At 67.1% G+C, this 14938-nt stretch carries 12 protein-coding genes; 7 read left to right on the top strand and 5 right to left on the bottom strand.

Annotated elements, in window-relative coordinates; translation table 11 throughout:
* The first annotated feature begins 60 nt into the window (after positions 1 to 60).
* The 7 genes from CYD53_RS14460 to CYD53_RS14490 all read left to right on the top strand — a co-directional run bounded on the left by CYD53_RS14460 (position 61) and on the right by CYD53_RS14490 (position 7777).
* Complete coding sequence (locus tag CYD53_RS14460) at positions 61 to 1626, top strand: GMC family oxidoreductase (RefSeq protein ID WP_103718795.1); 1566 nt, start codon at positions 61 to 63, stop codon at positions 1624 to 1626.
* 62 nt (positions 1627 to 1688) lie between these two features.
* Entirely contained in the window at positions 1689 to 2774 is a 1086-nt protein-coding gene (locus tag CYD53_RS14465) for a phosphotransferase family protein (RefSeq protein WP_103718865.1), read from the top strand.
* Between the two features lie 267 nt (positions 2775 to 3041).
* A complete protein-coding gene (locus CYD53_RS14470) occupies positions 3042 to 4316 on the top strand; it encodes an acyl-CoA dehydrogenase family protein (RefSeq protein WP_103718796.1) in 1275 nt (424 codons plus the stop codon).
* A 50-nt stretch (positions 4317 to 4366) separates the two neighbouring features.
* Positions 4367 to 4924, top strand: a complete 558-nt coding sequence (locus tag CYD53_RS14475; protein WP_103718797.1) for a GbsR/MarR family transcriptional regulator — start codon at positions 4367 to 4369, stop codon at positions 4922 to 4924.
* Positions 4925 to 4962: 38 nt separating this feature from the next.
* Positions 4963 to 5628, top strand: a complete 666-nt coding sequence (locus tag CYD53_RS14480) for a DUF4166 domain-containing protein (RefSeq protein ID WP_103718866.1) — start codon at positions 4963 to 4965, stop codon at positions 5626 to 5628.
* The gene (locus CYD53_RS14485; protein WP_103718798.1) at positions 5628 to 6056 is read left to right on the top strand and encodes a thiol-disulfide oxidoreductase DCC family protein; all 429 of its coding nucleotides are present in this window, start codon (positions 5628 to 5630) and stop codon (positions 6054 to 6056) included. The genes CYD53_RS14480 and CYD53_RS14485 overlap by 1 nt, the downstream gene beginning before the upstream one ends.
* Complete coding sequence (locus tag CYD53_RS14490) at positions 6053 to 7777, top strand: SDR family oxidoreductase (protein ID WP_103718799.1); 1725 nt, start codon at positions 6053 to 6055, stop codon at positions 7775 to 7777. Before CYD53_RS14485 ends, CYD53_RS14490 begins: the two co-directional genes overlap by 4 nt.
* An 18-nt stretch (positions 7778 to 7795) precedes the next feature.
* On the opposite strand, the gene CYD53_RS14495 is transcribed toward CYD53_RS14490, so the two are convergent.
* The 5 genes from CYD53_RS14495 to CYD53_RS14515 all read right to left on the bottom strand — a co-directional run bounded on the left by CYD53_RS14495 (position 7796) and on the right by CYD53_RS14515 (position 14761).
* Positions 7796 to 10885 (bottom strand): efflux RND transporter permease subunit, encoded by a 3090-nt coding sequence (locus tag CYD53_RS14495; protein ID WP_245928246.1) that lies wholly within the window; start codon positions 10883 to 10885, stop codon positions 7796 to 7798.
* A gap of 44 nt (positions 10886 to 10929) precedes the next feature.
* Positions 10930 to 12147 (bottom strand): efflux RND transporter periplasmic adaptor subunit, encoded by a 1218-nt coding sequence (locus tag CYD53_RS14500; RefSeq protein WP_103718801.1) that lies wholly within the window; start codon positions 12145 to 12147, stop codon positions 10930 to 10932.
* A gap of 20 nt (positions 12148 to 12167) precedes the next feature.
* Positions 12168 to 12614 (bottom strand): MarR family winged helix-turn-helix transcriptional regulator, encoded by a 447-nt coding sequence (locus CYD53_RS14505; RefSeq protein ID WP_342751703.1) that lies wholly within the window; start codon positions 12612 to 12614, stop codon positions 12168 to 12170.
* A gap of 181 nt (positions 12615 to 12795) precedes the next feature.
* Positions 12796 to 13446: a transglutaminase-like domain-containing protein gene (locus CYD53_RS14510; protein ID WP_245928235.1), complete on the bottom strand. Its 651-nt coding sequence runs from the start codon at positions 13444 to 13446 to the stop codon at positions 12796 to 12798.
* 112 nt (positions 13447 to 13558) lie between these two features.
* On the bottom strand, positions 13559 to 14761 hold the full coding sequence (locus CYD53_RS14515) for a pyridoxal-phosphate-dependent aminotransferase family protein (protein WP_103718804.1): 1203 nt from the start codon (positions 14759 to 14761) through the stop codon (positions 13559 to 13561).
* Positions 14762 to 14938: the final 177 nt, after the last annotated feature.

A 14938-nucleotide genomic window follows, 5' to 3' on the forward strand; every position in this document is an offset into this window, starting at 1 on the left:
CGGCGTCCACTTCGCTCGAAAATGCTCTAACCTCCGCGACGCGTCTTTCGCGGAGTCCCCATGATCGAGAACGACTACGACTACATCATCATCGGCGCAGGTTCGGCCGGCGCGGTGCTGGCGGCGCGGCTGAGCGAGAATCCGGCGATCCGCGTGCTCCTGCTCGAAGCGGGACGCGATTTCCGCACGGCGGAGACGCCGGAGCATATCCGCATCCCCAATCCGATGCGGGCGATCGCCGACGACGATTATCGCTGGCCGCAACTGATGGCGCGCCGGACGGAGCGGCAGGAGCCCAAGCTGCTCTGGCGCGGGCGGGCTGTCGGCGGCTCATCGACCATCAACGGGCAGATCGCCATTCGCGGCGTGCCGGACGATTTCGAGCGCTGGGCCGCGCATGGCTGCACCGGTTGGGGCTGGGCCGATGTCCTGCCCTATTTCAACCGGCTCGAGACCGATGTGAATTTCGGCGGCGCGCCCTGGCACGGCGATAACGGGCCGATCCCGGTCTATCGCGCGCCCGAAGCGCAATGGGGCCGGGTCGACCGCGCATTGAAGGACGCCTCGCTGGCGCTCGGCTATGGCTGGTGCGAGGACCACAACGCGCCGGACGGCACGGGCGCCTCGCCCTATGCCATCAACAGCCACCATGGCGTCCGCGTCTCGACCAATGACGGCTATCTGGAGCCGGCGCGTGGACGCGCCAACCTGACCATCATCGGCAACGCCCTGGTCTCCCGACTCAAGGTCGAGGGCAACCGGCCGCATGTCGGCGGCGTCGAGGTCCGCATCAACGGCGAGAGCATCTCGCCACGCGCGACCCGCGAAGTCATTCTCTGTGCGGGAGCGATCCATTCGCCAGCCATCCTGCAGCGCTCCGGCATCGGCCCGGCCGCGCTCTCGGCTTCGCTCGGCATCCCCGTCATCGCCGATCTGCCGGTCGGTGAGAACCTGCTCGACCACCCGATCATGCCGCTGTTCCTGCGCCTCAGGGAGACCGCGATGGTCGACACGCCGATGCACCGCCACACCAATTGCTGCCTGCGCTACGGCTCGGGCCTCGGCGGCGCGGGCGAGAACGACATGATCGTGATCGCCGGCAACCTCGCCTCCTTCGGCGGCGGCGACCTGACGCTCGGGCGGCTCGCCGTCTCCGTCTACCAGGCCTTCAGCCAGGGCAGCGTCCGCATCACCACGACGGATCCGGGCATCGACCCGCAGGTCGATGAGCGCATGCTCTCCGACGAGCGCGACCTGATCCGCATGCGCGACGGCGTGCGCCGGGCCGAAGCGCTGGCTGCGACGGAGGCGGTGAGGACAATCGCCTCGCGCGTCGAATACGGGCTGTCGGGCCGCTCGATCGATGAGCCGTTCGATGGGGCGGAACTCGACGCCTGGCTGTTCGAGGAATGCTCGGACGCGCAGCACGCCAGCGGCACCTGCCGGATGGGTGCGGCGGACGATTCCCGCAGCGTCGTCGATCCGCATTGCCGCGTCATCGGCTGCACGGGCCTGAGGGTGATCGATGCCTCGATCATGCCGGAGGTGGTGCGCGCCAACACGCATCTGAGCACGGTGATGATCGCCGAGAAGATGGCAGCCGAGATCGGTGGCGGCGGACGTTGAAATCCGGTCTTGCGCCGATCGTCGCGTTGACCTGCCCCTCCGGCCTCACGATGATGCCGGGCATGACGACCGGCCCAACCTCGGCAACCCTGGAATTCGATCCCGCCCGGCTCGACGCCTTCCTGCGCTCCGCCCTGCCCGGCCGGACCGGCGGCGCGATGATGTTGGAGCGGATCAGCGGCGGCCAGTCGAACCCGACCTTCTTCCTGTCCTATCCGGATGCCGGCACGCGACTGGTGCTGCGCAAGAAGCCGCCGGGGCCATTGCTGCCCTCGGCCCATGCGGTCGAGCGCGAATACCGCATCCTCAAGGCGCTGGCGGGCTCGGCCGTGCCGGTGCCGCCGGTGCTGCTCCTGCATGAGCAGGATGATGTCGTCGGCACGCCCTTCTATCTGATGGAACGGCTGGAGGGCCGCGTCTTCCACGACACCGCCCTGCCCGGCGTTTCCAGCGATGATCGCCGCGCCATGTATTTCGCCATGGCAGAGACGCTGGCCGCGCTGCACGCCTTCGACTGGCAGGCGGCCGGGCTCGCCGATTTCGGCAAGCCCGGAAACTATTATGCCCGCCAGCTCCGGCGCTGGGGCGGGCAATGGCGCGAGACCAAGACGCGGCCCATCCCGGCGATCGACCGCGCGATCGACTGGCTGAGCGCGCATCTCGACGAGAGCGCGGAGACGACGATCGTCCATGGCGATTTCCGGCTCGGCAATCTGATGTTCGCGCCCGACGCGCCGCGGATCGTCGCCGTGCTCGACTGGGAACTCGCGACGCTCGGGCACCCGCTCTCGGACGTCGCCTTCTCCTGCCTGCCCTGGCATTCGACGCCGGCGATGTATGCCGGCTTCGTCGGGCTCGACCGCGCGGCGCTCGGCATCCCGACGCAGGCCGAATATCTCGAGCGCTATTGCGCCGCCGCCGGACGCGCCAGCGGGCCCGGGCGCTTCCACATCGCCTTCTCGCTGTTCCGTTTCGCCGTCATTCTCGACGGCATCGCGGCGCGCGCCAAATCGGGCAATGCGGCAGCGGAAAATGCGGTCGCGGTCGGCGCGATGGCGGAGAGTTTCGCGCTGCGGGCCGACGCCGTGATCAACGACAAAAACAGTGAGACAGTGCAGGAGAAAACGCGGGGAACCCCTCTCCTGTAAGGAGAGGGGCAGGGGTGAGGTGTCGGCCGTCGGACCAGTTGCATGACGGCCTTGCCGTCATTGCGAGCGTAGCGAAGCAATCCAGGAGGGCTCGCTCTACGTCCTCTGGATTGCTTCGCTACGCTCGCAATGACGAGGGAGCAGCCGTCAGGGCACGGCCTAAGCGTCCAACGGCCGACGCCTCACCCTGCCCTCTCCCTCCGGGAGAGAGTTCCCCGCGCCTCGCCTTCTCTCGGTCGAGTAAGTACAGGCAAACGAGGAAGCACCATGGATTTCGCTTATTCCGCCAAGGTAGAGGAGCTGCGCACGCGGCTCCAGGATTTCATGGATGCCCATGTCCAGCCGGCCGATGCCGCCTGGAAGCATGAGGTCGAGGCCGGGCGTTATCCCATGGCGCTGATCGACGGCTTGAAGGCCAAGGCCAAGACTGCGGGCCTGTGGAACCTGTTCCTGCCCGCCTTGAAGCCGGATGAGCCCGGCACGAGGCTGAGCAATCTCGAATATGCGCCGCTCGCCGAGATCATGGGGCGGATCTACTGGTCCTCGGAGGTGTTCAACTGCAACGCACCCGACACCGGGAACATGGAAATCCTGCATATGTTCGCAACGGCGGAGCAGCGCCAGCGCTGGCTCGTGCCGCTGATGAATGGCGAGATCCGCTCCTGCGTCGGCATCACCGAGCCCGGCGTCGCCTCATCGGACCCGACCAATTTGCAGACCACGATCATCCGCGACGGCGACGATTACGTCATCACCGGCCGGAAATGGTGGACGACCGGGGCGCTGCACCCCAACGTCAAATTCTGCATCGTGATGGGGCTCTCCGATACGCGCCCCGAGGCCGATCCGCATAAGCGCCATTCGATGGTGATCGTGCCGATGGATGCGCCCGGCCTCACCGTGATGCGCAACCTGCCGCTGCTGAACCATTTCTCGCCGGAGGGGCACACCGAGACCGATTTTGCCCAAGTCCGCGTGCCCGCCGCCAATATCCTGGGCGAGGAAGGCGCGGGCTTCGCGCTGGCGCAGGCGCGGCTCGGCCCGGGGCGCATCCACCATTGCATGCGCTCGATCGGCCAATGCGAGGTCGCGCTCGAACTGATGATCGAGCGGGCGCTGCAGCGAAAAGCCTTCAGCCGCCAGCTCGCCGACTATGCCAATGTCCAGGACTGGATCGCGGAAGGGCGCATGGAGATCGACCAGGCCCGGCTGCTCTGCCTGCGCGCCGCCTGGATGATGGACACTCATGGCAACAAGGCCGCGCGTGTCGAGGTCTCCGCCATCAAGGTCGCCGCGACCCGGCTCCAGACCCGGATCGCCGACCGCGCCATGCAGATCTTTGGCGCCGGCGGGCTCTCCAACGATACGCCGCTGGCCTTCATCTACTCCTGGGGCCGGGCGCTGCGCTTCATCGACGGCCCCGACGAGGTGCATCTGCGCACCATCGCCGGCGCCGAAATCAGGAAGCGCCAGGGCGCCAACCGCTCGACCTTCGCCGAGCAGGGCGTCAAGGCGCCCTATCAGAAGCCTGCCGTCGAATAGCCGCCGAGGCGAAGCTTGCGCCGGCTCGCGGCTTGTCTTATATTTCTGTCATGACAGAAATTACAGATACGAAAGAAGAACTCCCCGAACCGCTCGAGGCCTTCATCCTGCAATGGGGCGATCTCGGTGGACAGTGGGGCGTCAATCGCTCGATCAGCCAGATCCATGCCTTCCTCTATCTCGCCGAGCGGCCGCTGACTGCCGAGGACATCGCCGAGAGCCTCGACATGGCCCGTTCCAACGTCTCCAACTCGATCAAGGAATTGCTGGGCTGGAACCTGATCCGGCGCGTGCCGATGCGGCAGGACCGGCGCGACCATTTCGAGGCCGAGACCAATGTCTGGGAGATCGCGGCGCGCATCGCGGCTGGCCGCAAGCAGCGCGAGATCGACCCGGCGCTGACGGCGCTGCGCCATTGCGTCGAGAAGGCGGAACACGACCCGAAGGTCACTCCGGTCGCGCGGCAGCGCCTGCACGACATGCTGGAGTTCACCGCCGCGCTCGACCGCTGGTACGGGCAGATGCTGTCGATCCCGCAGGGCAAGCGCGACATGCTGATCCGGCTGGGATCAAAGATCGCCTCCTTCCTCCCCGGGGGAAAGAGCTGAAACGGGGTAGCCAGAGCCACCCAATGGAGCAAGCCGCGATGTCGGCTCATGCACACAGGCAGACACAAGAGCCCGCCGGGCCTGCCACGACGCCCGCCCTCACCGATCTGCGCTTCCGCGCCCTGCTGGGCAGCCGGTCATGGAACGAACTTCCAGCCGACGTCCAGCGCCGCTTCTCCAAGCGCTTGAGCGGCAACGCGGCTGCGACCTATGTCGGGCGGATCAGCGAGCTGCGCATGAACCGCGCCGGCCGCATCCTGTCCCAAGTCCTGCGCCTGATCGGCGCGCCCTTGCCGATCTGCCTCGATACCGACGTTGCCAGCGTCGTCACCGTGACCGAGGACGCCACCACCGGCGGCCAGGTCTGGACCCGGCTCTACGCCAAGCAGGCCGGCTTTCCGCAGGTCATCCATTCCGCCAAGCGCTTCTCGGGCCCGACCGGGCTGGAGGAGTATATCGGCTTCGGCATCGCGATGGCGCTGACGCTCCATGTCGAAGAGGGAACGCTGCTGTTCCGCAGCGCCGGCTACAACCTCCAGCTCGGCCGCTTCCGGCTGCCCTTGCCCGGCTGGCTCTCACCGGGCGCGCTGACCGTCAGCCATGCCGAGACCGGCCCCGGCGCCTTCGCCTTCACGCTGCATCTCGCCCACCCGCTCTTCGGCGAATTGCTTGATCAGACCGGGCAATACCGGGACCAGCATTGATGAGCCGGCCTCCCGAGAACAGCCCACCGACCTGGCTCTATGACGGCGTCTGCGTGCTCTGCTCGGGCGGCGTGCGCTACGCACTGAAGCATGAGCGCGACAAGGCGATGCGCTTCGTCGCGATCCAGTCGCGCGAAGGGCGTGAACTGGCGCGCGCCCATGGCATCGACCCGGACGATCCCGAAAGCTTCCTATTCATCGAGAACGGCGTCAGCTTGCCGAAATCCGACGGCGTGCTCGCCTTGATCAGGCATCTCGGCGGGCCGGCACGGCTGCTGCTGATGGGGCAATTCCTGCCGCGCGCCCTGCGCGATTGGCTCTATGACCGTGTCGCGCGCAACCGCTATCGCCTGTTCGGCCGGAGGGCCTCCTGCGAGATGCCCGATCCGGCCCAGCGCCGACGCTTCAGCCTGCCCGAGGCATCATGACGACCAGACGCGTACTCCTGATCGGCGGAACCGGCGTCTTCGGGCAAAGGCTCGCCCGGCATATCGCCGGCATGGCCGGGCTCGACCTCACCATCACCTCGCGCAACGAGGCCAAAGCGCGCGCGCTCGCCGACAGCATCGCGACCGCCGCTACGACAACCATCCGAGGCATCGGCCTCGACCATCGGCGCGATCTCGATGCTGTTCTGGCCAAGCTCTCGCCCTGGCTGGTCATCGATGCCTCCGGGCCGTTCCAGGGCGCAAGCTACGACGTGCCGCGCGCCGCGCTGACGGCCGGCGCCCATATCGTCGATCTCGCAGATGCACGCGACTACATCCTCGGTTACGGCCCGGCGCTGGACGGCCTCGCCTGCGAGCGCGGGCTCGTCGCATTGGCGGGCGCGAGCTCGACTCCGGCCTTGTCCTGCGCTGCCGTGGCAGCGTTGACCGAAGGCTGGCGGCGCATCGACACGCTCGACATCACGATCACGCCCGGCGGGCGCAGCGAAGTCGGCGAGGCGGTCATCGCCGCGATCCTGAGCTATGCCGGCAGGCCAATCCCGATCTGGCGCGAAGGCGAGCTCCAGGACGCGCATGGCTGGATCGATGGGCGGCGCGTCGTGATGCCGGGTCTCGGCTCGCGACGGGTCGCGGCCGTCGAGACGGTCGATGCGCAATGGCTGGGCCCGAAGCTCGCTGTGCGCTCGCGCGTCGCTTTCCAGGCCGGCCTCGAATCGCCGATCGAGCAGTTCGGCATCGGCATGCTGGCCCGATTGCGCAAGCGCGGCTGGCTCGGCGACTTGAAGCCCTTGATCCCCGCCTTGCTGGCGGGGCGCAAGCTGACGCGGCTCCCGACATCCGATCGCGGCGGCATGCTGGTCGAGGCGACGGGGCTCGATGCGAACGGCGAATTGCGGACAGCGCGCTGGTCCCTGCTGGCCGAGCGGGGCGACGGGCCGCATGTCCCGACGCTGCCCGCAGCGGCCGCATTGCGCGCCTTGCTCGCAGGGCAGATCGCGCCCGGAGCGCGGCCGGCGGCAGGCGCGCTGACGCTCGCCGCCATCGAGGCCGAAATGACGCCCTATGCGATCAGCACGCAGAGCGAGACGACACGTCATGGCGAAGCGGTCTTCGAGGCCGCTCTCGGTCAGGCCGCCTTCAAAGCGCTGGCCGCGCCACTCAAAACCTTGCATGGCAGGGACGGCCCGCCGGTCTGGCATGGCCGTTCCGAGATCGAGACCGGCAACGGCTTCATCGCGCAGTTGCTGCGCAAGATCATCGGCTTGCCGCCTGCCGGCCGCGACATCCCGCTCACCTTCTCCATCGAGCGCATCGCCTCCTCCTCCGGCCCTGCCGAGATCTGGACGCGAAACTTCGGCGGGGTGCGGTTCTCATCGCGGCTCTCGACGCGTGCCGGAGGCGAACTCTGGGAAGCGTTCGGGCCTCTCTCCTTCGGGGTGGGCCTTGCCGTAGCCGGCGACGGCCTCGAACTTCCGGTCGCGACGATGCGGTGCCTGGGCCTGCCCCTGCCGTCATTCCTGCAACCGAAGTCGCAAGCGCGGGAATATGCCGACGCGGAGGGGCGCTTCCACTTCGACGTAAAGCTGACGCTGCCCGTCATCGGCCTGCTGACGCATTACAAGGGCTGGCTGGTGCCCGCCGGCGGCGCAGACGAGGCACGTCCGGAAAGCGCGCCCGCCGCTTCGCATCCGGCGGGCTGATAGCGCGGGCCTCCGCTCCTACTCCGCCGGAGCCGGATGGGCGGGTGCGGCGGGCTCTCCCAGCTTCTTCCTGCGCGAGAACAGCCGGTCGAGCCCGTTCGAGAGCCGCTCCATATAGAGGAACAGCACCGGGGTGATGAACAGCGTCAGCACCTGCGAGATCATCAACCCGCCGACCACGGCGATGCCGAGCGGCTGGCGCAATTCCGCGCTGGCCCCGGCGCCGAGCGCGATCGGCAGCGTGCCCATCAGCGCGGCGAGCGTCGTCATCAGGATCGGCCGGAACCGCATCACGCAGGCCTGGTGGATCGCGTCCTGCGGCGTCTTGCCCTCGCGTTTCAGCACGAGCGCGACGTCGATCATCATGATCGCGTTCTTCTTGACGATGCCGATCAGCATCAGAAGGCCGATGATGGCGATGACCGAGAGATCGAGCCCGAACAGCCTGAGCGCCCCCAGCGCGCCGATCGCCGCCGAGGGCAGCCCGGTCAGGATCGTCAGCGGATGGATGAAGCTCTCATAGAGGATGCCGAGCACGATATAGATCGTCAGGATCGCGCCTGCGATCAGCAGGCCCTGATTGGCGAGCGAATCCTGGAAGGTCTTGGCCGTGCCGGCCAATGTCGTCGAGAGCGATTTCGGCAGGTTGATCTCGGCCTTCAGCGCCTCGATCCTGGTGACGCTGTCGCCGAGCGCGACGCCAGCCGGCAGGTTGTAGGAGATCGTCACGGCCGGGAGCTGACCGAGCTGGTTGACCGTGAGCAGGCCCGTCGTGCGCTCGACACGCGCGAAGGCGCTGAGCGGCACCAGATTGCCATTGCTGGCGCGGATGCGGATCTGGTCGAGCTTGTCGGCCGACCAGCCGCCCTTTGGATCGAACTCGACGATGACCTGATAACTGTCGCCGGTGGTGTAGATGGTCGAGACCTGACGCACCCCGAAGCCGGAATAGAGCGTCGAGCGCAGGATGTCGGAGCCGATCTTGAGCTGGTTGGCCTTGTCGCGGTCGATCACCAGCGTCGCTTCCGCCGCGCTGTTCTGCAGGTCGGTGGTGACGTCGATGAAGGTCGCGGGATCACGCCCCATCGCATCGGCGAGCTTCAGCGACCATTCGTTCATGAGGCCCTGGTCGAGCCCCTGCACGACGAGCTGGTACTGGCTCTTGGAGGCGCGTGCGCCGATGTTGAGGTTCTGGACCGGCGTCATATAGGCAGTGATGCCGGCGATCGGCGCGAGATCGCGACGCAGGCCGGCTAGCACCGTCTGCAGCGGCGGGCGCTCATTCTGCGGCTTCAGCTCGACGAAGAGACGGCCGGCATTGAGGGCGCCGGCGCTGCCGCTGCTGCCGCCGACCGTGGAAGCGACATGAGCGACATAGGGTGAATTGCGGAAGACGTCGGCGACCTGCCCCTGCAACGCCTTCATGGCCGGGAAGGAGACGTCCTGGCGCGCCTCGGTCGAGACCTGGAGCTGGCCGATATCCTCCTGGGGGAAGAAGCCCTTGGGCGCGGTCTGCAGCAGCCAGACACTGAGAGCAAGCGTGCCGAAGAAGGCCAGCAGCATCACCGGCTGGAAGCGCAGGCACAGCGTCAGCGCTCGGTCATAGCCGCGCAGGATGCCGTCGAACCCGGCCTCGAGCACGCGTCCGAAGGCGTTCTCCTTGTGGTGCTCCGAATAGCCGCTCAGCAGGCGCGAGCACAGCATCGGCGTCAGCGTCAGCGAAACGAAGGCCGAGGCCAGGATCGAGACCGTCACGACCACGGCGAATTCGTTGAAGATGCGGCCGATGACGCCGCCCATCAGCAGCACGGGGATGAAGACCGCGACCAGCGAGAGCGAGATCGAGATGATGGTGAAGCCGATCTCGCCCGCGCCCTTGAGCGCCGCCTCATAGGCCGGGATCCCGTCCTCCTCCATATGGCGGACGATATTCTCCAGCATCACGATGGCGTCGTCGACGACGAGGCCGACGGAGAGCGTCAGGCCGAGCAGCGAGATGTTGTCGATCGAGAAGCCGAAGGCATACATCGCCGCAAGCGTCGCGATGATCGAGATCGGCACCGCCACGGCAGGGATGAAGGTCGCAGCGACGCGACGCAGGAAGGCGAAGATCACCATCACCACGAGGCCGATCGTCAGCAGCAAGGTGAACTGGACATCGTCCACGGCCATGCGGATCGAGACCGAGCGGTCGTTCAGCAGGGACAGGGAAGCCGCGGCCGGCAGCTGCTCCGAGAAAGCCGGCAGCATCGCCTTGACCTTGTCGACGACCTCGACGGTGTTGGCATCGGGCTGGCGCTGCACGGCGAGAACAACCGCGGGCACGCCGTCATAGGCGCTCGAGGTCAGCGAATTCTCGACGGAATCGATGACCTTGGCGACGTCGCCCAGACGCACCGGCTTGCCGTTGCGCGTGGCGATGATGACATTGGCGAACTGCGCGGCGTCGGCAAGCTGGGTGCGAGCCTGGATTGTGAGCTGCTGGCTGCTGTTCTGCAGCGTGCCGACCGGCGTGTTGGCGTTGGTCGCGGTGATCGCCGCCTGCAGGTCGTCGACGCCGATGCCGCGCGCAGCGAGCGCGACCGGGTCGATCTGGATGCGGACTGCGTATTTCTGGCTGCCGAAGATCAGGACCTGCGCAACGCCGTCGACCGTCGAGAGCGCCGGCGAGATGACCTGCTGAGCGAAGGCGTCGAGCTGCGAGAGCGGCACGACATCGCTCTTCAGCGCCAGCAGGATGATCGGCGCGTCGGCCGGGTTCACCTTGCGATAGCTCGGCGGCGTCGTCATCTCGAGCGGAAGCTGCTTCTGGGCGCGGGTGATGGCGGCCTGCACGTCGGCGGCGGCTGCGTCGATATTGCGGTTCAGCACGAACTGGATCGCAATCGAGGTCGAGCCCTGGGCGTTCGTCGTGGCGATCGAGTCGATGCCGGCGATGGTGGCGAACTGCTTGACGAGCGGCGTCGCGACCGAAGTCGCCATCGTGTCGGGCGAGGCGCCGGGCAATTGCGCCGAGACGTTCACGACCGGGAATTCCGCCCGCGGCAGGGCCGCCACCGGCAGGAAGCGATAGGCAAACAGCCCCGCCAGCACGAGCGAGACCGACATCAGGATCGTCGCCACAGGGTGGCGGATGCAGAAGCCGGAAATGTTCACGACTTGGCTCCCTGTGCGACCGGGGTGCCCTGCGAAGCCGGATCGGCCGGCGCGCCGTCCTTGGCGGCGCGCTCACGAATGCGCACGCCGGTCTTGAGCCGCATCTGGCCGTCGGTGACGACGCGCTCGCCGGGGTCGAGGCCCTCGCTCAGCGCCGTTCGATCGCCATCGCTCAGCGCGACCTTGATCTGACGCAACTCGGCCGTCTGGTCGGCCTTGGCGACATAGACATAGGCGCCCTTCTGGCCGGTCTGGACGGCGACGGTGGGAACGACCGTCGTGCCCATCAGGGTGTCGGCGGCGATCTCGACATCGACATACTGGCCGGGCCAGAGCGCGAGGTCGTCATTGCTGAAGGAGGCCTTGGCCGTGATCGTGCCCGAGGTCATGTCGACCGTGGAATCGACGAAGTTCAAGGTGCCCTGAGCCGGCGGCTTTCCGGAATCGGGCACGCTCGCCGTCACGGGAATGGCGCGGCCCGAGCCGAGAGCCCGCTGCAGCACCGGCAGGTCGCGCTCGGGCAAGGTGAAGGTGACCCGCAGCGGCTTCATCTGGGTCAAGGTGACGAGGCCCAGCCCCGTGCTGTTGGCGCCGACGAGATTGCCCGGCGTGACCTGGACCGCACCGGCCCGGCCGTCGATCGGCGCCAGGATGCGGGTGTAGCCGAGCTTGAGCTTGTCGGCGTCGAGCGTCGCCTTGTCCGCGAGGATGGTCGCGGCGGCCGAGCGCTCATCGGCCGTCGCCTGATCGACCGATTGCTGCGTGCCGGCATTCTTGACGAGCAGTTGCTGGTAGCGCGCGAGATCGGCCTCGGTGCGCTTGTGGACCGCCTGATCGCGGGCGATCGCCGCCTCGTCCTTCTCGATCTGCGCCTTGAGGTCGCGGTCGTCGAGGGTGAAGAGCAGGTCGCCGGCCTTGACGAACTGGCCGTCGACGACGTGCTGTTCCATGAGCTGACTGTCGAGCCGCGACTTCACCACGACGCTGGCCGGAGTCTCGACGAAGCCGATGGCGCGCTTGCGCACGGGCATGTTGGCCCGCTCGGCCTGCGCCGTCACCACGGCGACCGCAGCGCCCTCGCCGCTGCGCCCGGCACGGGCCGCACGCGCGCCGTCACCAGGATCGACGGCGCCGCGAGACGTCGTGAACCAGGCGCCGGTCGCAACCGCGACCGTGGCCAGGAGAGCAATCGAGAAAAGGGTCTTGCGCTGCATCGGTGAGTGGCTCCGGGGGATCAAGCGGCGCTGTCGGCGAGATCCGCCGCAAGCTGTGTCAGGCGTTCTTGTTTCTGCAGGCGAATGCGTTCGCGCATCGCGGCAAGCGTCTCCAGCGTCGCGAGGATCGCCGCCTCCTCGACGCCATCCAGCACCTCGCCGGCGATCTCGCTGCGCACCGTGTCGAGATCGTCGACCAGCGTGCGTCCATCGGGCGTCAGATACAGGAGGTAGGCGCGTCGATCGTTCGGGTCCGGCCTACGCTCGACCAATTTCTGCTGCTCCAGCCGGTCGAGCAGCCGCCCCACCGAGATCGGCTGTATTTCGAGCTGCTCGGCCAGGGCGGCCTGGTTGAGGCCTTCCTGGCGGCGCAGGCGCCCGAGCACGCCCCATTGCGCGCGGGTCGTGCCGTGCTGGTGGGCGCGCTGGTCGACATAGGCCCGCAACAGCCGCGCGGTCTCGACCAATTGGAACGTCAATTCACGCTTCAGGGGGCGCTTCATCTGCCGTGCCTCATAATCATAAGCCTGCTTATGATATGAGCGGCGATTGCGGCGATTTCTGGATCGCCTTCGCAGTTGCACAATTTCTGGTGCGCAATCTGGCGTTGGCCGCCGGATCGCGTCTCGGCCGCGCTTTTTGCGCGTTTCAGACCTTCGCTTCCTGCTCCATAGAGGCGCCGCGCAGGCCGCCGGGAATGCAGAGTTTCGGGTAGAGCCGCCTCATCTCGATGATCAGGAATTTCACCGGCACGTCGAAGAAGGCGCCGTGATCGGCGATATAGGCCATGAATTCGCGGCCCTGCCCGTCGAAGCTCTGGAGGAGCGCGTCATGCCGGCCGTCGAAAAACAGCGGCGCGACGCCGAGCTTCGCACACAGGCCCGCATTGAAGGTCGGCGAGACTTTCAGCCAGCGGCCGCCGAGAAAAACCTCGGTATAGCCGTGATAGGCAAAGATGTTGGTGCCGACAGCCTCCAGCAGGCGCGGCGTCGCGAGATGGTTCATGACGTCGGCGAGGCCGATCCGCGCCGGGATGCCGAGCGCACGGCAAAGCGCGGCATAGAGCGCCGCCTTGCCGACGCAATAGCCCGTGCCGGCCGCAAGCACGGCGCTGGCGCGATAGCTGCCGGGGTCGAGATAGTCGCGATAGGGATCGTAGCGGATCTCATCCCGCACCGCAGCATAGAGCAGCCGCGCCTGGGCTACCGGCTCGGCGACGCCTGCCGTCAGCCGCTGCGCCTGCGCGATCACATCCGGGTGATCGCTGTCGATGAATTCGGCCGGGCTCGTGAAGAGCACGCGGTGGCTGTCCTGCATCGCTTTCGTGCCCCGCGCCGGAGGTGACGCGCGAAGCCTAGCACTACAGCGGCCGCCCCGCGACGGCACTATGGCGCGAAGCTTTACATAGCGCTCAGGCCACCGCCGCGACCGGCACCTGATTGCCGTCGTCGCGCACCTCGAGTGCGGCCATCGCCGCCATGACGCCGCCGCTGCGATGCGGCACCCCCGCCGCAGCCAGCCCCATCTCGACGCCCGACAGCGCGCCCAGCAACATGAGTTCGTTGCACTCGCCGAGATGGCCGATGCGGAAGACCTTTCCTGCGACCTTGCCGAGCCCGGAACCGAGCGAGATGTTGTATTTCTCCAGCGTGATCTTGCGGTAGCGGTCGGCGTCGTGGCTCGGCGGCATCATCACGGCGGTGAGCACCGGCGACTGCTCGGCCGGGTTCTCGCAGAGCACCTCCAGCCCCCAGGCCTTGACGGCGGCACGCGTCGCGGCGGCGAGGCGCTGATGCCGCGAGAAGACATTGTCCAGCCCCTCCTCCTGCAGCATCGCGAGCGCCTCGCGCAGGCCATAGAGCAGGTTCGTCGCCGGGGTGTAGGGGAAGAAGCCGTTGGCGTTGATCTTCACCATCTCCTGCCAGTCCCAATAGGAGCGCGGCAGCGTATTGGTTTTCGACGCCGCCATCGCCTTCTCGGAGATCGCGTTGAAGCTTAAGCCCGGCGGCAGCATCAACCCCTTCTGCGAGCCCGAAACCGTGACGTCGACCTGCCATTCGTCATGGCGGTAATCGACCGAGGCGAGCGAGGAGATGGTGTCGACCATGAACAGGGCCGGATGGCCGGCGGCGTCGATCGCCTTGCGGATCTCGGCAATGCGGCTCGTCGAGCCGGTCGAGGTCTCGTTATGGACCACCATCACGGCCTTGATGCTACGCGCCTTGTCCGCGACGAGCCTCGCCTCGATCGTCGCCGGATCGGCCCCGCGCCGCCAATCGCCCGGGATGAAATCGACATTGACGCCGAAACGCGCCGCGATCTGGCGCCAGAGCGTGGCGAAATGGCCGGTCTCCGCCATCAGCACCGTATCGCCTGATGAAAGCGTGTTGACGATCGCCGCCTCCCAGGCGCCCGTGCCCGAGGACGGATAGATCACCACCGGCTGGCTCGTCCTGAAGACGGCCTTGCAGCCCTCCAGCACCGTCTTGCCGAGCCTGGCGAATTCGGCGCTGCGATGGTCGATGATCGGCATGTCCATGGCGCGCAGGACGCGATCGGGGATCGGACTCGGCCCCGGAATATGCAGGAAATGTCGACCCTGCTGCGTTGCCATGGCGTGTCCTCCCTCATGCGCATCTCGGCTGCGCGTTCTTCATAGCCGATTTTTTGCATTCATTTTTTGAGAATGCAATCGCCCATCCGAACTCAAACTTGGTGCCGATTATCTCGACAGCTCGTCGAGCTTCGCGTACCCAATAGCCATGACGAGCACAATTCCGGACCTGGAAGC

It is taken from the genome of Allobosea psychrotolerans (assembly GCF_002917105.1).
Lineage (GTDB): Bacteria > Pseudomonadota > Alphaproteobacteria > Rhizobiales > Beijerinckiaceae > Allobosea > Allobosea psychrotolerans.